This window comes from Oceanitalea stevensii, assembly GCF_014837105.1.
Classification (GTDB): domain Bacteria; phylum Actinomycetota; class Actinomycetes; order Actinomycetales; family Actinomycetaceae; genus Oceanitalea; species Oceanitalea stevensii.
This window is the reverse complement of sequence record NZ_JACSPO010000001.1, coordinates 39,777-60,764: the sequence shown is the minus strand read 5'-3', so window position 1 is coordinate 60,764 and position 20,988 is coordinate 39,777. Positions and strand designations below refer to the sequence as shown.

At 74.4% G+C, this 20,988-nt stretch carries 18 protein-coding genes; 4 read left to right on the top strand and 14 right to left on the bottom strand.

Going from position 1 to position 20,988, the window contains the following annotated elements; translation table 11 throughout:
* Positions 1-22: 22 nt before the first annotated feature.
* The 9 genes from H9624_RS00285 to smc form a co-directional block, all read right to left on the bottom strand.
* Positions 23-1,420, bottom strand: a complete 1,398-nt coding sequence (locus tag H9624_RS00285) for an FAD-binding oxidoreductase (RefSeq protein WP_251837933.1) — start codon at positions 1,418-1,420, stop codon at positions 23-25.
* Between the two features lie 113 nt (positions 1,421-1,533).
* On the bottom strand, positions 1,534-2,622 hold the full coding sequence (locus H9624_RS00280; protein ID WP_251837932.1) for an amidohydrolase family protein: 1,089 nt from the start codon (positions 2,620-2,622) through the stop codon (positions 1,534-1,536).
* 11 nt (positions 2,623-2,633) lie between these two features.
* Entirely contained in the window at positions 2,634-4,208 is a 1,575-nt protein-coding gene (gene ffh / locus H9624_RS00275) for a signal recognition particle protein (RefSeq protein WP_251837931.1), read from the bottom strand.
* A gap of 28 nt (positions 4,209-4,236) precedes the next feature.
* On the bottom strand, positions 4,237-5,883 hold the full coding sequence (locus H9624_RS00270; RefSeq protein WP_372435114.1) for a [protein-PII] uridylyltransferase family protein: 1,647 nt from the start codon (positions 5,881-5,883) through the stop codon (positions 4,237-4,239).
* Positions 5,884-6,039: 156 nt separating this feature from the next.
* Positions 6,040-6,378 (bottom strand): P-II family nitrogen regulator, encoded by a 339-nt coding sequence (locus H9624_RS00265; RefSeq protein WP_251837930.1) that lies wholly within the window; start codon positions 6,376-6,378, stop codon positions 6,040-6,042.
* Positions 6,375-7,694, bottom strand: coding sequence for an ammonium transporter (locus H9624_RS00260; RefSeq protein WP_251837929.1), 1,320 nt, complete (start codon positions 7,692-7,694; stop codon positions 6,375-6,377). The genes H9624_RS00265 and H9624_RS00260 overlap by 4 nt, the downstream gene beginning before the upstream one ends.
* A 219-nt stretch (positions 7,695-7,913) precedes the next feature.
* Entirely contained in the window at positions 7,914-9,074 is a 1,161-nt protein-coding gene (ftsY, locus tag H9624_RS00255) for a signal recognition particle-docking protein FtsY (RefSeq protein ID WP_251837928.1), read from the bottom strand.
* An 82-nt stretch (positions 9,075-9,156) separates the two neighbouring features.
* Positions 9,157-9,483 carry a hypothetical protein gene (locus H9624_RS00250; RefSeq protein ID WP_251837927.1) on the bottom strand — a complete coding sequence of 109 codons (327 nt, stop codon included), beginning with the start codon at positions 9,481-9,483 and terminating at the stop codon, positions 9,157-9,159.
* Positions 9,484-9,540: 57 nt separating this feature from the next.
* Complete coding sequence (gene smc / locus H9624_RS00245) at positions 9,541-13,095, bottom strand: chromosome segregation protein SMC (RefSeq protein WP_251837926.1); 3,555 nt, start codon at positions 13,093-13,095, stop codon at positions 9,541-9,543.
* Positions 13,096-13,211: 116 nt separating this feature from the next.
* On the opposite strand from smc, the gene H9624_RS00240 reads away from it, so the two are divergent.
* The 4 genes from H9624_RS00240 (at position 13,212) to H9624_RS16735 (ending at position 17,360) form a co-directional block, all read left to right on the top strand.
* Positions 13,212-14,006, top strand: coding sequence for an IclR family transcriptional regulator (locus tag H9624_RS00240; protein ID WP_251837925.1), 795 nt, complete (start codon positions 13,212-13,214; stop codon positions 14,004-14,006).
* A gap of 94 nt (positions 14,007-14,100) precedes the next feature.
* Complete coding sequence (locus tag H9624_RS00235; RefSeq protein ID WP_251837924.1) at positions 14,101-15,498, top strand: MFS transporter; 1,398 nt, start codon at positions 14,101-14,103, stop codon at positions 15,496-15,498.
* Positions 15,498-16,259 carry a fumarylacetoacetate hydrolase family protein gene (locus H9624_RS00230; RefSeq protein ID WP_251837923.1) on the top strand — a complete coding sequence of 254 codons (762 nt, stop codon included), beginning with the start codon at positions 15,498-15,500 and terminating at the stop codon, positions 16,257-16,259. Before H9624_RS00235 ends, H9624_RS00230 begins: the two co-directional genes overlap by 1 nt.
* Positions 16,260-16,304: 45 nt before the next feature.
* A complete protein-coding gene (locus H9624_RS16735) occupies positions 16,305-17,360 on the top strand; it encodes a D-2-hydroxyacid dehydrogenase (protein WP_251837922.1) in 1,056 nt (351 codons plus the stop codon).
* A gap of 71 nt (positions 17,361-17,431) precedes the next feature.
* Here the strand turns inward: H9624_RS16735 and ndk are convergent, their stop codons facing one another.
* The 5 genes from ndk to H9624_RS00200 form a co-directional block, all read right to left on the bottom strand.
* Complete coding sequence (gene ndk, locus H9624_RS00220; RefSeq protein WP_251837921.1) at positions 17,432-17,857, bottom strand: nucleoside-diphosphate kinase; 426 nt, start codon at positions 17,855-17,857, stop codon at positions 17,432-17,434.
* A 10-nt stretch (positions 17,858-17,867) separates the two neighbouring features.
* A complete protein-coding gene (locus H9624_RS00215; RefSeq protein ID WP_251837920.1) occupies positions 17,868-18,278 on the bottom strand; it encodes a DUF4233 domain-containing protein in 411 nt (136 codons plus the stop codon).
* On the bottom strand, positions 18,275-19,081 hold the full coding sequence (locus H9624_RS00210; protein WP_251837919.1) for an HAD-IIA family hydrolase: 807 nt from the start codon (positions 19,079-19,081) through the stop codon (positions 18,275-18,277). Before H9624_RS00210 ends, H9624_RS00215 begins: the two co-directional genes overlap by 4 nt.
* Positions 19,082-19,117: 36 nt before the next feature.
* Complete coding sequence (locus H9624_RS00205; protein WP_251837918.1) at positions 19,118-19,786, bottom strand: MBL fold metallo-hydrolase; 669 nt, start codon at positions 19,784-19,786, stop codon at positions 19,118-19,120.
* 81 nt (positions 19,787-19,867) lie between these two features.
* Positions 19,868-20,977, bottom strand: coding sequence for an S-(hydroxymethyl)mycothiol dehydrogenase (locus H9624_RS00200; RefSeq protein WP_251837917.1), 1,110 nt, complete (start codon positions 20,975-20,977; stop codon positions 19,868-19,870).
* Between the last annotated feature and the right edge of the window lie 11 nt (positions 20,978-20,988).

Genomic DNA, 20,988 nt, shown 5'->3' with positions numbered 1-20,988 from the left:
CCCGTGGGCTCCGGGGCCCGGGTCAGGCCGGGAGGACGTTGTGGTTGAGCCGGAAGACGTTCTCGGGGTCGTAGCGGCGCTTGAGCCGCGCGAGCCGGTCGAGCGTCCCCCCGCCGTAGACGGCCCGTGCCGCCCCGGTGCCGTCACCGGACTCGCTGCCCATGAAGTTGACGTACAGGCCGCCGGTGGAGAACGGCGCCATGTCCGCCGCGAAGGCGCGGACCCACTCGGTGCGGGCGGTGTCGTCGGCCGCGTCGGTCCACGCGCCGTAGACGTTGAGCCAGAACCGGGCACCGCGCGCCGGGAAGGGGCTCGCCTCCTCCGGCACCCGGGCGAAGGCACCACCCATGTGGTGGATGTCGATCCCGGTCCCGACCCAGCGCTGCTCGGCGGCCCGGCGCAGCACCACAGCGGCGACCTCGTCGTCGAGCCGGTCGAAGGAGGTGTTGCGCCAGTAGCCCCGGCGGCCCCTGGCGCCCAGCACGTCGACGGCCGACTGCCACGCCGGCCAGTCGCTCTCGGGCGTCTCGTCGTCGGGCGGCGAGGCACCGCGCAGCTCGGCGACGAGCCGCTCCCCCGTCGCCCGGTCGTCCGGGTCGGCCCACATCGAGGCCAGGATGAGCAACGGCTGGTCCCCGGCACCGAGCTCGGGCGGCGGGACGATGAAGGTGGCGATCGACTGCATCGCGTCGGGCAGGTCGCGGGTCCACTCCTCCCACGCGCGAAGCGCGGCCGGCCAGTGCGGCTCGGCGTAGGCGAGCTCGACCGCGTACAGGTCCGGGGGCAACCGGTGGGCCCGGAAGGTGAAGCTCGTGACGACGCCGAAGTTGCCCCCGCCCCCGCGCAGCCCCCAGAGCAGCTCCGCGTGCTCCGTCCCGCTCACCGTGAGGCGGTCGCCCGAGGCGGTGACGACGGTCGCGCCGAGCACGTTGTCCGCCGCCAGCCCGTAGGCGCGGGTGAGCCAGCCGACCCCGCCGCCCAGCGTCAGGCCGCCGACGCCGGTCTGGGACACCACCCCGAGCGGCACGACGAGCCCGTGCGGCGTGGTGGCGCGGTCGACGTCGGCGAGCCGGGCACCGCCGCCGACCGTGACCGTGCCGTCCTGCGCGTGCACCTCCACCCCGTCGAGGGAACGGAGGTCGATGACGACGCCGCCGTCGACGGTGCCGTACCCGGCGACACCGTGCCCGCCGCCGCGCACGGCGAGCGGGAGGCCGTGCTCGCGCGCGTAGGCGACCGCGGCGGCGACGTCGTCCTCGTCGGCAACGCGGACCACCGCCCACGGGAACCTGTCGATGATCCCGTTCCACACGCGGCGGGCCTCGTCGTACCCCTCGTCGCCGGCCCCCAGCACGGGGCCCGTGAGGCGGGAGCGCAGCTGGGCGAGCGGCTCGTCGGTCGCGGCAGTCGTGGCGTCCATGAGGACCTCCGTCGGTCTGCGCGGCCGGACAGCCGCGGCCGGCCAGCCGTTGGACCGCGCACCTGCCGGCCACGCTACTCCCGCAGGATCGGCTCCGGTAGGTCGCGCAGCCCTCAGTACAGCTCGCCGCGCAGCACGACGGCGCGCGGCCGGGCGAGCGCGGAGACGTCCTCGCGGGGGTCCTCGGCGTAGACGACGACGTCGGCGCCCGCGCCCTCGTGGATGCCCGGCACCCCGAGGAGGTCGCGGCCCCGCCAGCTCGCGGCCGCGACGACGTCGTGCACGGGCACCCCGGCCCGCACGACCTCGGCGAGCTCGGCGGGCAGCGACCCGTGCGCGATGGTGCCGCCGGCGTCGGAGCCCATGAGCAGCGGCACGCCGGCCTCGTGGAAGGCGCGCACCTGCTCGTAGCGGCGCTCGTGCATGGCGCGCATGCGCGCGGCGTAGACGGGGTACTTGCTCCCGGCCTGCTCGGCGAAGTCCGCGAAGTGGGCCACCTGGAGCAGGGTCGGGGTGACGGGGACGCGGCGGCGGGCGGCCTCGGCGATGTGGTCGGCCGTCATGCCGGTCCCGTGCTCGATGCCGTCGATCCCGGCGTCGAGGAGGTCGTCGACGACCTCGCGGGAGAAGGCGTGGGCGGTGACCTTGGCGCCGGCCTCGTGCGCGGCGGCGATCCCCTCGGCGAGGATGTCGGCGGGCCACAGCGGGCGCAGGTCGGAGTCGGCCCCCTCGGACCGGTCGATCCAGTCGGCGACGACCTTCACCCAGCCGTCCCCGGAGGCGGCCTCCTCGGCCATCGCCTGCGGGAGCTGCGCGACGTCGTCGAGCTCGCGTCCGTAGTGGCGCAGGTACCGCTTGGGCCGCGCGAGGTGGTGGCCGGCGCGGATGAGCCGGGGCAGGTCGCTGCGCTGCTGCACCCACCGGTTGTCCTGCGGCGAGCCGGCGTCGCGGACGAGGAGCGTGCCGGCCTCGCGGTCGGCCTTCGCCTGGACCTCCGCCTCCTCGACGCTCACCGCCCCCTCGGGGCCGAGGCCGATGTGGCAGTGGACGTCGACGAGCCCGGGCAGCACCCAGCCCTCGACCTCACGCACCGGCTCGGCGGGTGGCTCCAGCGTGAGGCGGCCGTCGACCACCCAGCACTCGTCGAGCTCGGCGGCGTCGCCGACGACGATCGTCCCGGTCAGGTGCAGCGGCTGGCCCATCCCACTCCCCGTCAGCGCAGGTACTTCTGCAGGTCCTCGAGGTCCGGCACGGCGTCCGGGGCGCCGGCCTGCCCGCCGCCCAGCCCGAAGGCGGAGCCGGTGGGCGCGGCGGGCTGCTCGGCGGCCTTGCGCAGCGCCTCGGCCTCCTGCTTGGCGCGCTTGGCGGGGTTGCCGGACTTCGCCTTCTTGCCCTTCTTGGGCGGCGGGGCCATCCGCCCCTTGGACTTCTTGCCGCCACCGGGCAGACCGCCGGGACCGAAGCCGCCGGGGGGCATCTTGCCGCCGGAGCGGGCCATCTGCCGCATCATCGTCTTCGCCTGGTCGAAGCGCTCCATGAGCTGGTTGATCTCGGTGACGGTGGTGCCCGAGCCGCGGGCGATGCGCGAGCGGCGTGAGCCGTTGATGATCTTCGGGTTCGCCCGCTCCTGCGGCGTCATCGAGCGCACCATCGCCTCGATGCGGTCGACCTCGCGCTCGTCGAAGTTCTCCAGGGCCTCACGCATCTGGCCCGCGCCCGGGAGCATCCCGAGCACCTTCTTCATCGAGCCCATCTTCTTGAGCTGCTGCATCTGGTCCAGGAAGTCCTGGAGCGTGAAGTCCTCGCCGCCGGCGACCTTCGCGGCCATCCGCTCGGCCTCGCCCGAGTCGAAGGCGCGCTCGGCCTGCTCGATGAGCGTGAGGATGTCGCCCATGTCGAGGATGCGGGAGGCCATCCGGTCGGCGTGGAAGCGCTCGAAGTCGGTGAGCTTCTCACCGGTGGAGGCGAAGAGGACGGGCCGGCCGGTGACCTTCGCGACCGAGAGGGCGGCGCCACCGCGGGCGTCGCCGTCGAGCTTGGTGAGGACGACGCCGGTGAAGTCGACGCCCTCCTGGAAGGCCTGCGCCGTCGCGACGGCGTCCTGACCGATCATCGCGTCGAGGACGAAGAGGGTCTCGTCGGGCTGGACGACGTCCTTGATGGCCGCGGCCTGGGCCATCATCTCGGTGTCGACACCGAGACGGCCGGCGGTGTCGACGATGACGACGGAGTAGAGCTTGTCCTGCGCGTGGGCCAGGCCGGAGCGGGCCACCTCGATGGGGTCACCGACGCCGTTGCCGGGCTCGGGCGCCCACACGGGCACGCCGGCGCGCTCACCGACCACCTGGAGCTGGGTGACGGCGTTGGGGCGCTGGAGGTCGGAGGCGACGAGGAGGGGGGTCTGGCCCTGGTCCTTGAGCCACTTCGCGAGCTTGCCGGCGAGGGTGGTCTTACCGGCGCCCTGGAGGCCGGCGAGCATGATGACCGTGGGCGGGCGCTTGGCGAAGCGCAGGTCCCGCGCCTGGCCGCCGAGGATCTCGACGAGCTCGGAGTTGACGATCTTGACGACCTGCTGGCCCGGGTTGAGGGCGCCGGAGACCTCGGCCCCGAGCGCCCGCTCGCGCACGGCGGCGGTGAACTCACGCACCACCGGCAGGGCGACGTCCGCCTCGAGGAGGGCGCGCCGGATCTCGGAGACGGTGGTGGTGATGTCCTGCTCGGACAGCCGGCCCTTGCCGCGGAGGTTGCGGAAGGTGGCTGTCAGGCGGTCGGAGAGGCTGGCGAACAAGGACGTTCCTCGTGCTCGTTGGGTCCGGTCAGAGCTCCAGGGTACTTGGCGGCACCGACGGCGCGTGCCGCAGCCGCTCCCGGCCCCGGGCGAGGAGCTCGCCCACGAGCCGTGCGCGCCACGGCGTCCACGCGACCGGACCCGCCGCGCTCGCGTCGGCCTCGGTGAGCAGGGCGAGGAGCTCGAGGGTGACGGGACGGTGCCCGACGGCGTCGAGCAGCTCCTCCGCCACCTGCGGGTCGGCGGGGTCACGCGTCGTGGCGAGGGTCGCGAGCGTGAGGTGCTCGCGCACGAGGAGCGTGACGGTCGCCGCGACGGGGGCGGGCAGACCCAGCCGCCCGACGACGGCCCCGGCCCGCCGCTCCCCCTCCTGCGAGTGGTCCGTCGCGCCGTCGACCTTGCCGATGTCGTGGAGCAGCGCCGCCAGCAGGAGCGTGGCCCGCTCCGGCTCCGTGAGGCCCGGAGCTCGCTCGCGCAGCAGCTCGGCGGCGTTGGCGGCGGTCTGGACGAGGTGGCGGTCCACGGTGTGCCGGTGCACCGGGGAGCGCTGCGGCCGGTTGCGCACGTCCTGCCACTCGGGGACCCACCGCGTCACGACGCCGGCGAGGTCGAGCGCCTCCCACACGGGGACCTGCGCGGTGCCGGAGCCGAGCAGCTCGAGGAGGTCGGCGCGGGCGCTGCCCGGCCACGGGACCGGTGGCGCGGGCGCCCGCCGCAGGCTGTCGAGGGTGACCGGGGACAGCGGCAGGCCGGTCCGGGCCGCGGCGGCGGCCGCGCGCAGCGTGAGACCGGTGTCCTGCTCGACGTCGGCGTCCGAGGCGAGGACGAGCTCGCCGTCGTGCTCGGCCAGTCCGGCGGCGACCGGCCGCAGCCGGGGCGCCACCCGCCTGCCCCGCACGACCGCCGGGCCGCGGCGCAGCAGCGCGGTCCGGCGCAGCGCCTGACGGGCGCGGCGGACGGTGAGGTCGAGCGCCGCGGTGACGACGCGGGCAGCCTGGGCGAGCTCCGCGAGGAGCGCGTCCGGGCCGGCGAGCCCGAGCCGGTCGGCGACGTCGGGCGTGTCGGCACGCAGCAGCCGCGTGGTGCGGCGCCGCGTGACGACGGCGACGGCGTCCCGCACGTCGAGGAGGAAGGCGGCGGCGTCGTCGAGCTCGCCGTGGGGCCGGTCGGCCAGCCACGTGGCGGTCAGCGCCCGCAGGACGACGACGTCACGCAGCCCGCCGCGGGCCTCCTTGAGGTCCGGCTCGACGAGGTAGGCGAGCTCCCCGTGCCGCTCCCCGCGCTCGCGCACCGAGCCGAGCAGCTCGGGCAGGCGCCGTCGTGCCGCCGCCCGCCAGTCGGCGAGGACGGCGCTGCGGGCCCGGGTGACGACGTCGACGTCCCCGGCGACGTGCCGGACGTCGAGCAGGCCGACCGCCGAGACGAGGTCGTCGGAGGCCACCTGCCGGCAGCCGGCGAGGCTGCGCACGGCGTGGTCGACGTCGAGGTCCGCGTCCCACAGCGGGTACCACAGCGCCTGGGCCAGCGGCGCGACGGACGCGGCGTCGTGGTGGCGCCCGTCGTGGAGGAGGACGACGTCGAGGTCGCTCGTGGGCCCGGCGTCGCGGCGTCCCTGGGACCCGACGACCGCGAGCGCGAGGCCGGTCGGCGCGTCGGGGACCGCAGCCTCCCACAGGCCGGCGAGGGCGGTGTCGACGAGGCCGGAGAGCTCGGCGCGGTAGCGCGTGCCCGCCGAACGCCCGCTGCCCGGCCCCGCCGGGGGCGGGGGGGGGCAGCGGGAGGGCGAGCCGGGCCGCGCGCAGGTCGCCGACGGTGTGCGCGCGGCCCACGGTCAGACCGCGACGGCGCCGCGGTCGCCCGTGCGGACCCGCACGACCTCCTCGACGGGAGAGACCCACACCTTGCCGTCGCCGATCCGCCCGGTCTGGGCGGCCTGGACGATGGCTCCGGTGACGACGGTGACGTCGTGGTCGTCGACGAGGACCTCGATGCGGATCTTGGGCACGAGGTCGACGGCGTACTCGGCGCCGCGGTAGACCTCGGTGTGCCCGTGCTGGCGTCCGTAGCCGCTGGCCTCGGAGACCGTCATGCCGCGCACCCCCACGCTCGTGAGTGCCTGCTTGACCTCGGTCAGCCGGTGCGGCTGGACGACTGCGGTGATGAGCTTCATGACCCGACCTTCTCTTCGCTGCTGACGGTGGTGGGAGCGGCCTCGCGGGGCGGGAGGGTGGCGGCCAGGCCGCTGCCCAGGCCCTCGTAGGCGGACTCGCCGTGGACGGCGGAGTCGATCCCGATCGTCTCGACGTCCTCGGCCACGCGCCAGCCCAAGGTCGCCTTGAGGGCGAGGGCGATGACGAGGGTGACGACGGCGGACAGGAGCATCGCGACGACGGCGATGATGACCTGGACGGCGAGGAGGTTGACGCCGCCGCCGTAGAGGAGGCCGCCGTCGGTGGCGAGGAAGCCGATCATCACGGTGCCGACGAGGCCACCGACGAGGTGGACGCCGACGACGTCGAGGGAGTCGTCGTAGCCGAAGCGGTACTTGAGCGACACGGCGAGGGCGCACAGCCCACCGGCGAGGAGGCCCAGGACGATCGCGCCGACCGGGCTGAGCGCGCCGGCCGCGGGGGTGATGGCGACGAGGCCCGCGACGATGCCGGAGGCGGCACCGAGGGAGGTGGCGTGCCCGTCACGCAGCTTCTCGACGACGAGCCAGCCGAGGATCGCGGCGGCGGCGCAGGTCGTCGTGTTGACCCAGGCGAGGCCGGCGAGGCCGTCGGCGGCGTAGGCGGAGCCGGCGTTGAAGCCGAACCAGCCGAACCACAGGAGCGCCGCGCCCAGCATGACGAAGGGGAGGTTGTGGGGGCGGCTGGGGGTGCGCCCGAAGCCGCGGCGCTTGCCGACGACGATCGCGAGCACGAGGGCCGCGACGCCGGCGTTGATGTGGACGACGGTGCCGCCCGCGAAGTCGATCGGCTCGGCGATGGAGGCGAAGGGGCCGTCACCGCTGAGGAGGCCGCCGCCCCAGACCATGTGGGCCATCGGGAAGTAGGCCAGGGTGACCCACAGTCCGGTGAACACCATCCAGGTGCCGAACTTCACGCGCTCGGCGAGGGCACCGCTGATGAGGGCGGTGGTGATGATGGCGAAGGTGACCTGGAAGCCGACGTCGACGATGACGGGCAGTCCGCCGTCGAGGACGAACTCCCCGGACTCGTCGAGGATCGCGCCGTCGAGGCCGAACATCTCGAAGGGGTTGGCGAAGATTCCGCCGATGCTCTGGCTGCCGTAGGACATCGACCAGCCCCACAGCACGTAGATGACGCCGATGACGCCCATCGCCCCGAAGGACATCATCATCATGTTGAGTACGGACTTGGACCGGGTCATACCGCCGTAGAACAGCGCCAGCCCGGGTGTCATGAGCAGCACGAGCGATGCTGAGACCAGCATCCACGCGGTGATGCCGCTGTCGAGCTCCATGGGTGGTCCTCTCGATCCCGGCTCCTTGCGGCCGGCTGGGACCACCTTGCTCGCACCATGTTTCAGGCACGGCGCGGCCATGTTTCGGTCAGGTGACGTTATTCGCCGCCGTGTGACGGCCGTGTTTCCAGCCCCTCCCCCTCGTCCGCATATGCGGGAGTACGACGTCCGGGGACTCCCCGCGTGCGTCGTTTTCCCGCATATGCGGCGGGGGAAGCCTCAGGCGAGCAGGGCCTCGACGAAGTCCTCGGCGACGAAGGGGGCGAGGTCGTCCGCGCCCTCGCCCAGGCCGACGAGCTTGACCGGCACGCCGAGCTCGCGCTGGACGGCGACGACGATCCCGCCCTTGGCGGTCCCGTCGAGCTTGGTGAGGACGATGCCGGTGACGTCGACGACCTCGGCGAAGACCTGCGCCTGCCGCAGGCCGTTCTGGCCCGTGGTCGCGTCCAGGACGAGGAGGACCTCGCTCACCGGTGCCTGCCGGGAGATGACGCGCTTGATCTTGCCGAGCTCACCCATGAGGTCGGCCTTGTTCTGCAGGCGCCCGGCGGTGTCGACGAGGACGACGTCCGCCCCGGCGGTGCGCCCGGCCTGCACGGCGTCGAAGGCGACGGCGGCCGGGTCGGCGCCCTCGCGGTCCGAGCGCACGGTGGTGACGCCCACGCGCTCGCCCCAGGTCTGCAGCTGGTCGGCGGCCGCCGCGCGGAAGGTGTCGGCGGCACCGAGGACGACCTCGAGGTCCTCCGCGACGAGGACGCGGGCGAGCTTGCCCACCGTCGTCGTCTTGCCCGTGCCGTTGACGCCGACGACGAGGATCGTCGCCGGGTGCGGCGCGCCGTCGTCGCCCACGCCCTGCGCCGTGCGCAGCGTGCGGTCCATCGTGGGGTCGACGAGCTGGAGGAGCTCCTCGCGCAGGATCTCGCGGACGGAGGCGGCGTCCTTGGTGCCGAGCACCTGGACGCGGGTGCGCAGGCGGTCCATGAGCTCGGTCGTGGGGCCGATGCCGACGTCGGCGAGCAGGAGGGTCTCCTCGATCTCCTCCCAGTCCTCCTCGGTGAGCGACTCACGGGAGAGGATCGACAGGAGCGAGCGCCCGATGGTGCCCGAGCGGGAGAGCCGCTCGCGCAGGCGGACCATGCGGCCGGCGACGGGCGCGGGACGCTCCGTCTCGACGGCCGGCGGCTCCTCGACCACGACGTCGCTGTCGTCCACCTCCGGCGGCAGGGTGTCGGCCGGCGCCTCGGCCGTGGCGACGGACGCGGGCCGCTCCTCCGGCAGCGCGGGTGGACGACGGCGGCGCACGCCCGCGGTGAGGGCGGCGGTTCCGCCGGCGAGGACGACGAGGACGACGGCAAGGACTGCCCAGAGCTGATCGGTCACAACAGCCAAGTCTGGACCACGGGACGGCCGCAGGGCCACCGCGCAGGTGAGGCGGGGGCGCAGCGCGTCCCCGGCGCCTGGGTCAGGCGCGCGCCTCGGTGGGCCGGCCCTCGCCGCGGTCGGGCAGGGCGGGGGCGTGCTCGCGGATGTCGCGCAGGCGCTCGGCGAGCTCCTCGGCCGTCGTGTAGGCGTTGCCCGGCTCGCTCATGAGGTACAGCGTGCCGAGGCCGCCGGCGTCCTCCTCGTCGACCTCGTCGGCCCACGTGAAGTCCTCCCGCCGCCAGGCGCGGACCGTGTCACGCAGCCAGGTGCCCCATCCCTCCTCGGGACGCTGGGCCATGAGGACGGCAGCGAAGATCCCCGCGGCGCACAGCGCCGCGAGCGTGGTCACCAGGATCGCCCCCGTCATGGGCCCATTATCACTCACGGACCGGCGATTTGTGCTACCCGGTCTCACCGGCGTGGGTCAGACCCCGGCGCGCTCCTCCTCGGCCAGCCGCTGGCTGATGACGGTGGTGACGCCGTCACCGCGCATCGTGACGCCGTACAGGGCGTCGGCGATCTCCATCGTCCGCTTCTGGTGGGTGATGACGATGAGCTGGGAGTCCTCCCGCAGCTCGGTGAAGATCTCCAGCAGCCGGCCGAGGTTCGTGTCGTCCAGCGCCGCCTCGACCTCGTCCATGACGTAGAAGGGGCTGGGCCGCGCCTTGAAGATCGCGACGAGGAGCGCGACGGCGGTGAGCGAGCGCTCCCCGCCGGACAGGAGGGACAGGCGCTTGACCTTCTTGCCCGCGGGCCGGGCCTCGATCTCGATGCCGGTGGTGAGCATGTCCTCGGGGTCGGTGAGGACGAGCCGGCCCTCGCCGCCGGGGAAGAGCCGGGCGAAGACGTCGTCGAAGGCGGCCGCGGTGTCCGCGTAGGCCTCCGCGAAGACCCGCTCGACGCGCTCGTCGATCTCCCGGACGATCTCCATGAGGTCGGCGCGGGACTTCTTGAGGTCGGCGAGCTGCTCGGTGAGGAACTGGTGCCGCTCGGCGAGCGCCGCGTGCTCCTCCAGGGCCAGCGGGTTGACCTTGCCCAGGCGGGCGAGGTCCCGTTCGGCACGCTTGCGCCGCTTGTCCTGCTCCTCGCGCACGTAGGGGACGGGCTCGCGCGGCTCCTCCCCCTCGGGCACGACGACGGGCACCGGCTGGTGGGGGCCGTACTCCTCGACGAGCACCTCGGGGTCCAGGCCGAGCTCGCTCACCGAGCGCTCCTCGAGCTGGCTGATGCGCAGCCGCTGCTCGGTGCGGGCGACCTCGTCACGGTGGACGGCGTCGGTGAGCCGCGCGAGCTCGCCGGTGGCCTCCTCGAGCTCGCCGCGCACCTGGGCGATCTCCCGCTCCCGGGCCCCGCGGGCCTCCTCGGCCTCCTCGCGGGCGTCCGCGGCGGCGGACAGCGAGCGCTCGACGACGGCGAGCGCCTGCTCGGCACCGGAGCGCACGAGAGCGGCGGTCTCGGCCTGCCGGGCGCGACGCTGCTCGCGCTCGGCGGCCTTGCGGCGTGCGACCCGCTCGGCCTCGGCGGCCCGCTCGAGGGACGCGGCCCGGCCGGACAGGGCCCCGGCCCGCTCCTCGACGGTGCGCAGCGCCAGGCGCGCCTCGGTCTCCCGGGCGCGGGCCGCGCGGGCCTCCCCGGCGGCGCGGTCGCGCTCGGCCGTCGCGGCCGTGAGGTCGTCCTCGGTGCGCTCGGGCTCCCGCTGGGCGACCTCGAGGCGGGTGAGGAGCTCGGCGAGCTGGCGCTCGTGCTCCTCGCCCGTGGTGACGAGCTCGGCGATCGCGGGACGGATGCGCTCGGCCTCGGCCTCGGCGGAGCGGGCGGCGGACCCGAGGCGGCCCAGCTGCTCGGCGACGCCGGCGAGCCGGGCGTCCGAGGCGTGCAGGGCGGCGAGGGTGGCGTCGACGGACTCCTGGGCGCGGGCGACGCGGTCGCGGGCGGCGACGAGCCCGAAGCGGGCCTGCTCGGCGCGGGCGGTCGCGGCGTCGGCCTCGCTCGCCGCCTCCTCGTGGGCGGCGTGCAGCTCGAGCACGCTCGGGCCGGCGCTCGTGCCGCCGGCGGCCCTGGCGCGGGAGAGGACGTCGCCGTCGCGGGTGACGGCGAGGACGTCGGCTGCCGCGACGGCGGCCCGGGCGGCGGCGAGGTCGTCGACGACGACGGCGCGGGCCAGCAGGGTGTCGACGGCACCGGCGAGCTCGCCGTCGGCGGTGACGACGTCACGGGCCCAGCGCCCGCCCGCGGGGGCGGCGCCGTCGTCGTCGGGGGCGGCGGCACCGGCGACGACGAGACGCACCTGGCCGAGGTCCTCGTCGCGGGCGCGGCGGATGGCGTCGACGGCGACGTCGGTGGACTCGACGACGGCGGCGTCGGTGTGGGCGCCGAGGACGGCGGCGACGGCGGTCTCGTAGCCGTGCTCGACGCTCAGCGCGTCCGGCAGGGAGCCGCACAGCCCGGCGAGCCGGTCGGCGGCGTCGAGGAGCGCCCCGGTGCCGTCCTTGCGGGCGAGGGAGAGCTCGAGGGTGTCGCGGCGGGTCTGCCAGGTGCGGCGCTCGCCCTCGGCGGTGCGCTCCTCCTCGAGGAGCGCGGCGAGGGCGGCCTCGGCGGCGTCGAGCTCCTCCAGGGCCTCCTCGTGCGCCTCGTCCAGGCCCTCCTCGCCCTCCTCCTCGCCGGCGACCTGCTGCTCGAGGGCGGTGAACTCGGCCTGGGCGTGGCGGCTGCGCTCCTCCGCCTCGGCGAGGTTGGCGCGCAGGCGTCCGAGCTCGGCCTGGGCGGCCTCCGCGGCGCTGCGGCGGGCGGCGACCTGCCCGGTGAGGCGGGCGAGCCCCTCGCGGCGGTCGGCGACGCCACGGTGGACGGCGGCCAGCGCTCGCTCGGCCTCGCGCTCGGCCTCCTCCAGACGGGTGCGCTCGGCGACGACGGCGTCCCGTGCGGCGCGGGCGGCCTCGACCTCCGCGGCGAGCGCCTGCTCCTCCTCGCGGGCGCGGGCGGCGCGGGCGTCGAGCTCCTCCGGATCGGTGCCGCGGTGCTCCTGGGTGGGTGCGCCGAGGAGGCGGGTGCGCTCGGCGGCCAGGGAGTGCAGGCCGCGCAGGCGCTCGCGCAGCCCCGAGAGGGAGTGCCACGTGTCGGTCGCCTCGCGCAGGAGCGGCGCGGCGGCCGCGGCCTGCGCCTCGAGGGCGGCGAGCCGGCTGCGGGCGGAGTCTGCGGCGGCCTCGACGGCGGTGCGGCGTTCCCGCAGGGCGGTCTCGTCGGCGACCTCCCGCTGGAGGGTCGCGGTGAGCTGGACGAGGTCGTCGGCCAGCAGGCGGGCGCGGGAGTCGCGCAGGTCCGCCTGGATGACCTGCGCGCGGCGCGCGACGTCGGCCTGGCGGGCGAGCGGGCCGAGCTGGCGGCGGATCTCGGTGGACAGGTCGTTGACCCTGTCGACGTTGGCCTTCATCGCCTCGAGCTTGCGCAGCGCCTTCTCCTTGCGGCGGCGGTGCTTGAGGACGCCGGCGGCCTCCTCGATGAAGCCGCGGCGCTCCTCGGGCCCGGCGGACAGGACGGCGTCGAGCTGACCCTGCCCGACGATGACGTGCATCTCCCGGCCCATGCCGGTGTCGGAGAGGAGCTCCTGGATGTCGAGGAGCCGGCACGCCTCGCCGTTGATGGCGTACTCCGAGCCGCCGCCCCGGAACAGGGTGCGGGAGATCGTCACCTCGGAGTAGTCGATGGGCAGCAGCCCGTCGGAGTTGTCGATGGTGAGGGAGACCTCGGCGCGGCCGAGCGGCGCGCGCGAGGAGGTGCCCGCGAAGATGACGTCGGACATCGAGCCGCCGCGCAGCGACTTGGCGCCCTGCTCCCCCATCACCCACGACAGGGCGTCCACGACGTTGGACTTGCCCGAGCCGTTGGGCCCCACCACGCAGGTGATCCCCGGCTCCAGGTGGAGGGTCGTCGCTGAGGCGAAGGACTTGAACCCCCGCAGCGTCAGCGTCTTGAGATGCACGGAAGCAGCCTAACGGGCGGAACCGCGGTCCCCGGGGAGTCGCGGGCCGGTCCCTGCCGCGGTCCGCTTGGCTAGGTTGGTCGCGTACCCGGCCTCCCGACCCGAAGGAACCTCGCATGACCGATGCACCGACCGGTGCGCCCGAGCGTGGCCCCGCCCCCGCGGTGTCGCGCTCGCTGCGGATCCTCACCCTGCTGGCGGACGCGCAGGGGGTCCCCCTGACGCTCAGCGAGATCGCCCGGGCCCTGGGCATCGCGAAGTCCTCGACGGCGAACCTGTGCGCGGCCCTTGAGGACGGCGCGATGATCGAGCGGGACAACGGCGGCTACCGGCTGGGGCGGCGGGTGGCCGAGCTCGGGGGCGCCTACGCGCAACAGTTCAACCAGGTCCGCGAGTTCTACCGGGTCGTCGCCGCGTCGCCGGTGCTCCACGGTGAGGTGGTGCAGATCGCCATGCTCGACGGCAGCGAGGCGGTCTACCTCGCGCGGCACGAGGGTCGGTGGCCCAACCGCTTCGGCACCCCTCTCGGCTCTCGGCTGCCGGCGGCCATGACCGCCACCGGGCTGGCCCTCCTGTCCACCGTCGACGACGACCGGGTGCGCTCCCTCCTGGCGGGCTCGCAGCCCTTCCGGCAGCTGACGCCGGACAGCCCGACGACGGTGGACGAGCTCCTCCCCACACTCGCCGCGACCCGCGAGCGCGGCTACGCGATCGACCGCGGCGCCTCGCTCGCGCGGATCACCGGGGTCGCCGTCCCGCTCGAGCCGTGGGCGCCGGTCGACCCGCCGCTGGCGATGGGGGCCGCGCTCCTCACCGAGGAGGCCGACGAGGCGCGGGTCGCGGAGGTCGGCGCCGCACTCCTCACGGCGGCACAGGCCCTGACGAACCCCCTCCACCGACCGGCCACCTGACGACCCAGCACCGATCTGTTCAGCAGGTTGTACGGCGTTCAGCATGGTGTTACGGTTCACACGCAACGGAGCACGCCTATCGAGGGGATGGCACGTGACCAACGACGACACCACCAGGCGCCTGGACCACACCGACGATCCGGACTACGCCGACAACCTGCGCCGCGCGACGCTCGCCTCGAGCGTGGGAAGCGCACTCGAGTACTTCGACTTCGCCCTGTACGGGCTCTTCTCGGCGCTGATCTTCGGCGATCTGTTCTTCTCCAACCTCCCGCCGGAGCTCGCCGTCGTCGCCTCGCTCGCCTCCTTCGGGGTCGGGTTCGTCGCCCGTCCGCTCGGCGGCCTCTTCTTCGGCACGCTCGGCGACCGGCTCGGCCGCAAGTGGGTGCTCGTCGTGACGATCGCCCTCATGGGCGGGGCCACGACGCTCATCGGCGCGCTGCCCACCTACGACTCGATCGGCGCCTGGGCTCCCGTCCTGCTGACGGTGCTCCGCCTCCTCCAGGGCTTCGGGGCGGGCGCCGAGCAGGCGGGCGCGACGGTGCTCATGGCCGAGTACTCCCCGGTCCGCCGCCGCGGCTTCTTCTCCGCGCTGCCCTTCATCGGCATCCAGCTCGGCACCCTGCTCGCCGCCCTGGTGTTCTCGCTCATGTCCCTGCTGCCCGACGAGGTCTTCTTCGGCTGGGCGTGGCGCCTGCCCTTCCTCTCCTCCTTCCTCCTCATCCTGCTCGCGCTGTTCATCCGCATGCGGCTGCGTGAGACCCCGACGTTCGTGGAGCTGGAGAAGCACGAGCAGGTCGCCGAACGACCCGTGCGCGACATCTTCACCACGGGCTTCCCCAGCGTCGTCGTCGGGATCGGGCTGCGGATGGCCGAGAACGGCGGCTCCTACATGTTCCAGACGCTGGGTCTGGCGTTCGTCGCCGGCAACTTCATCGCCAACCCCGTCGACCGCGGTGTCGCGACGTGGGGCGTCACGCTCGGCGCGCTCATCGCGATGGTCGTGCTCCCGCTCAGCGGTCACCTGTCGGACCGGTTCGGCCGCCGCATCGTCTACCGCGCGGGGGCCGTGTTCCTGCTGCTGTACTCCTTCCCGGCCTGGTGGGTGCTCTCCCAGGGTCACCCCGTCGGCGTCATCGCCGTCATCGCGATCGGGATCGGTGTCGCGGTCAACACCATGCTCGGCCCCCAGTGCGCGATGCTGCCCGAGCTCTTCGGCAACCGTCACCGCTACCTCGGCGTCGCGATGGCGCGGGAGATCTCCGCTGTCCTCGCGGGCGGGCTGGCCGGCGTGCTCGGCGCCTACCTCCTCGCGGTCTCCGACGGCGACTGGCTGCTTCCCGCCGTGTACATGGCCACGCTCGCGCTCATCACGACGGCGTCGACCTTCCTCGTGCCCGAGACCAAGGGCCGCGACCTCCTCAGGCACGACGACGCCATCCGTGTCTCCACCGACGAGACGCACGCGGCGATCAGCACGGCGGTGCGGTGATGCGCATCGGGCGCGCGGTCCTCGACGGCACGGTCCGCCACGTCCGGCTCGACGGCGACGTCGTCCGGCCCGTCGAGGACCCGTACGTCGCCCTCGGCGAGGGACGCCGCCCGCACGACGACGGCGAGGCCGTCCCCGCTGCGGACCTGCGGCTGCTCCCCCCGACCGTCCCCACGGTGCTCGTCGGCATCGCCCAGAACCGGGGCACGTCGGACCACCCCTCCCCCGTGCAGGCCTGGCTCAAGAGCCCGCGCACCGTCGTCGCGCACGGCGAGCCGGTGCGCCTGCGCCGCGACGCGGGACGCGCCGTCATGGAGGCGGAGGTCGCGGTCGTCATCGGCCGTGACACCGGCAGCCCGGAGAACCCGGACCTCACCGAGGGCAACGCCCACGAGCTCGTCCTCGGCGTCACCGCCGTCAACGACATCTCCTACCCGGACCGCTCCACGCTCGACCCGCGCAACTTCGAGTCCAAGGGCGGGGACGGCTCCACGCCGCTCGGCCCGTGGATCGACACCGCGGCGTCCCTCGACACCGGGCTGCTCGCCCTCGAGCTCGACGGCACCCGCGTGTGCGGCACGACGGTGGAGGCGATGCCCGTGCCCGTGAGGGAGTCCCTCGCCTACGTCGCCCGGTGGGTGCGCCTGGGCCCGGGTGACGTCGTCATGGCGGGCGCACCGCTGTCCAACCACGAGGCCCGTCCCGGTCGCGTCGTCACGGTGATCGTCGGCGCCACCCGCCTCGAGACCCCGCTGCGCTGACCGCGCCCCACCCGGCCCCCGCCGCCCCCACAGCAAGGAGTTCCCGTGCCGGACCACACCCTCAAGGTGGCGCTCGGCGTCACCCTCGACGACGCGTCGGTCGAGCTCGTCCTCCGTCGCGAGCCGCGCATCGAGCTGCTGCGCGGACCCGGCCTCACCCCGCCGTGGCGCTGGAGCGGCGACTGGGAGGGGGACCCCGACTGGCGCCGCGACCCGGCGCAGCAGCGTGCCTTCGAGGCCCTGCTCGACGACGCGGACGCGCTCTTCGGGATCCCCGACGTCTCCCCCGAGGCGCTCGCCCGGACCGTGCGCAGCAACCCGCGGCTGCGGTGGGTCCACACGACCGCCGCGGGCGGCGGCGGCCAGGTCAGGGCCGCAGGGCTCACGGCCGAGGAGCTCGAGCGCGTCACCGTGACGACGAGCGCGGGCATGCACGCCGAGACGCTGGCCGAGTGGGCCCTCCTCGGTGTGCTCGCCGGCGCGAAGGACCTGCGGCGGCTCGAGGCGGACCAGGCGTCACGCACGTGGGGCGACGGCCGGCGCCTCATGCGGCACGTGAGCGAGATGACGGTCCTCGTCGTCGGGCTCGGCGGCATCGGTCGCGTCGTCGCGCAGCGCTTCGCGGCGCTGGGCGCCACCGTCTGGGGCACGAGCCGCCGGCGCGAGGCCGTCGAGCACGTCGACCGCGTCGTCCCGCTCGACGACCTCGCCGCCGCGGCGGCGCAGGCGGACGCGATCGTGTCGGCGCTGCCGGGCACCGACCGGACGACCGGGCTGCTCGGGGCCGAGGTCTTCGGTGGCCTGCGGCCCGGCACCCTCTTCGTCAACGTCGGCCGAGGGACCGTCGTCGACGAGGACGCGCTGGTCGAGGCCCTCGACGCCGGCCGCGTCGGGTTCGCGGCGCTCGACGTCACGGCCGTGGAGCCGCTGCCCGTCGACAGTCCGCTGTGGGGCCACCCGAGCGTGCTCCTCAGCCCTCACACCGCGGCACTCTCCGAGCAGGAGCCGCGCCGGATCGCCGCGCTCTTCGCCGAGAACGCCACGCGCCTGCTGGACGGCCGGCCGCTGCGCAACGTCATGGACACGCGGGAGTTCTACTGACCCCTGCCCCACGACGCCGAGAGCTGAGCCGTCCCGAGGAACGGCTCAGCTCTCGGCGCGGACGGGGTGGGTCAGAGCGTGGGGAACCAGAGGGAGATCTCGCGCTCGGCCGACTCCGGGGAGTCGGAGCCGTGGACGAGGTTCTGGATCACCTGGGTGTCCCACGCGCGGGCGAGGTCGCCGCGGATGGTGCCGGGGGCCGCCGTCGTCGGCTCGGTGGTGCCGGCGAGGGAGCGGAAGCCCTCGATGACACGGTTGCCCTCGACGACGGCGGCGACGAGCGGGCCGGAGCCCATGAACTCGAGGAGCGGCTCGAAGTGGGGGCGCCCGCGGTGCTCGGCGTAGTGCTCGCCGAGGAGCTCGGCGTCGGCGCTGCGCATCTCGAGGGCGACGATGCGGTAGCCCTTGGCCTCGATGCGGCGCAGGACCTCCCCGACGAGGGAGCGCTGGACGCCGTCGGGCTTGATGAGGACGAGGGTGCGTTCGGTGGAAGTCACGCGACCGACACTACCGGCCCGTCGCGGCCTCCCCCGCCCCGTGCTGCTCCTCGTACTCGCGCTCGGCGTCCTCGCGCACGACCCGCTCCGCGTCGATCTGCCCGCCGATGCGCAGGGACACGAGCCACAGCACCGCGAAGAGACCGCCGACGACGTACATCATCGGCACGACGAGCCCGGTCGCGATGAGCGCGACCTGGAGCACCGAGCCGAGGACGTAGCCGACCGTGCCGCGGCGCACGAGCGCGCCGGCGAGCACGGCCCACACCGCGAGCACCAGGCCGCCGACGACGATCTCGCGCACGGGAGCGAGGCGCAGGCCGTAGGCGACGAGCCCGGCGAAGAGGACGACCATCGCCTCGCTGAGGAGGAGGGTGGCCGTGAACAGCGCCCGGGCGCTGCGCCGGGGACGGCGCGTCACCGGTCCGCCCGCGGGGCGTACTCGGCGACGAGCGGGGTGACGTCGGCGATGGAGTCGACGACCCGGGTGGGCACGTACGGGAAGCGGTCCACCTGCTCGGGACGGGTGGAGCCGGTGAGCACGAGGATGGTCCGCATACCGGCCTCGAGGCCGGACACGACGTCGGTGTCCATCCGGTCCCCGATCATCACGCTGGACTCCGAGTGCGCGTCGATGCGGTTGAGGGCGCTGCGCATCATGAGCGGGTTGGGCTTGCCGACGAAGTAGGGCTCCACGCCGGTGGCCCGGGTGATGAGGGCGGCGACCGCGCCCGTGGCCGGGAGCGTGCCCTCCTGGGAGGGGCCGGAGGGGTCGGGGTTGGTCGCGATGAAGCGCGCCCCCGCCTCGATGAGCCGGATCGCGCGGGTGATCGCCTCGAAGGAGTAGGTACGGGTCTCCCCGAGGACGACGTAGTCGGGGTCGACGTCGGTCATCGTGTAGCCGATGTCGTGCAGCGCGGTGGTGAGCCCGGCCTCGCCGACGACGTACGCGCTGCCCCCGCGGCGCTGGCCGTCGAGGAACTGGGCCGCGGCCATCGCCGAGGTCCAGATCGCGTCCTCGGGGATGTCGATGCCCCCGGCGCGCAGCCGCGCGCGCAGGTCGCGCGGCGTGAAGATCGAGTTGTTCGTCAGGACGAGGAACCGCCGCCCCGAGTCGATGAGGGCCGAGATGAACTCGGCGGCGCCGGGGATGGCCTGCTGCTCGTGGACGAGCACGCCGTCCATGTCGGTCAGCCAGCTCTCGACGGGCTTGATCTCGCTCATGGCCCCTATCGTGCCCTACCCACCGGGCCGGGCCTGTCAGTGGCCGCGGTCGACCCACTCCTGCAGGTGCGGCTTCTCGGCCCCGACGGAGGTCGCGTCGCCGTGGCCGGTGAGCACCTCGGTCGACTCGGGCAGGGTGAGGACCCGCTCGCGGATCGACTCGATGATCGTCGGGAAGTCCGAGTAGGAGCGGCCGGTCGCGCCGGGCCCGCCGTTGAAGAGGGTGTCCCCGGAGAAGAGGACGCCGCCCTCCCCCAGGGCCGGTGCGTAGAAGCACGTCGAGCCGGGCGAGTGGCCGGGGGTGTGCAGGGCGGTGAGCGTGACCCCCGCGACGGTGATCTCCTGCCCGTCGGCGATCTCCTCGTCCGCCGTCGTGCCGGGGTGGACCTGCTCCCACAGCATCGTGTCGGCCGGGTTGAGGTGGACCGGCGCGCCCACCCGGGCGGCGACGTCGCGCACGGCGCGGATGTGGTCGTCGTGGCCGTGGGTGAGCAGGACGGCGACGACGCGACGGCCGCCCACCGCCTCGACGACGGCGGCCGGGTCGTGCGCCGGGTCGATGACGACGCACTCGGTGTCGTCACCGACGACCCACACGTTGTTGTCGACGTCCCAGGTCCCGCCGTCGAGCGAGAAGGTGCCGCTCGTGACGAGGTTCTCGACGCGGACGCGTCCGCTGCTGTCGGTGCGCACGGGGGTGGTCATCGGGTGGCTCCCACGGGGTCGGGTGACAGCCGGTAACAACTCAGCTGTCGGCGATAAAGGGTGAAGGGCGAGGGCGGCGGGTCAGGAGGCGGGCGGGTCGTTGATCTCGACGACGGAGCGCAGCACCTTGCCGGCGGCCATCTTGTCGAAGGCGGGCTCGACGTCGTCGATGCCGATGCGCTCGGTGACGAAGCCGTCGAGGTCGAGGCGGCCCAGGCGGTACTGCTCGACGAGCATGGGGAAGTCGCGCGAGGGCAGGGTGTCGCCGTACCACGCGGACTTGATCGCCCCGCCGCGGCCGAAGACCTGGTCCAGCGGGATCTCCCACGTCGTGCCCGGGTCCGGCACGCCGACGAGGACGACGCGGCCGGCGAGGTCGCGCGCCTCGAAGGCCTGGGCGAAGGTGGCGGCCACGCCGACGGCGTCGACGACGACGTCGGCGCCGAAGCCGCCGGTGTGCTCGCGGATCGCCTCGACCGGGTCCTGCTCACGCGAGTTGACGGTGTGGGTGGCGCCGAAGCGGCGGGCGGTGGCGAGCTTCTCGTCGTCGAGGTCGACGGCGATGATCGTCGTCGCCCCGGCGAGCACGGCGCCGGCGATGGCGGCCGTGCCGACCCCGCCGCACCCGATGACGGCCACCGACTCCCCGCGCTGGACCGCGCCGGTGTTGAGGACCGCGCCGATGCCGGCCATGACGCCGCAGCCGAGCAGGCCGAGGGCGGCGTACTGCTCGGGGGCGATGTCGCCCTCGATCCGCGTGCACTGCCCGGCGGCGACGAGGGTCTTCTCGGCGAAGGCGCCGATGCCCAGCGCCGGGCTGAGCTCGGTGCCGTCCTGCAGGGTCATCTTCTGCGTCGCGTTGTGGGTGGCGAAGCAGTACCAGGGCTGGCCCTTGCGGCACGCGCGGCACTGCCCGCACACGGCGCGCCAGTTGAGGATGACGCGGTCCCCGACGGCGATCTCGGTGACGCCCTCACCGACGGCGGAGACGACGCCGGAGGCCTCGTGCCCGAGGAGGAAGGGGAAGTCGTCGCTGACCCCGCCGACCTTGTAGTGGAGGTCGGTCTGGCACACGCCGCACGTGACGACGTCGACGAGCGCCTCCCCCGGGCCCGGGTCGGGGACGAGGATCGTCTCCACCGTGGCGGGGGCGTTCTTCTCCTTGACGACGACGGCCTTGACCTCGTGCATGGGGTGGGTTC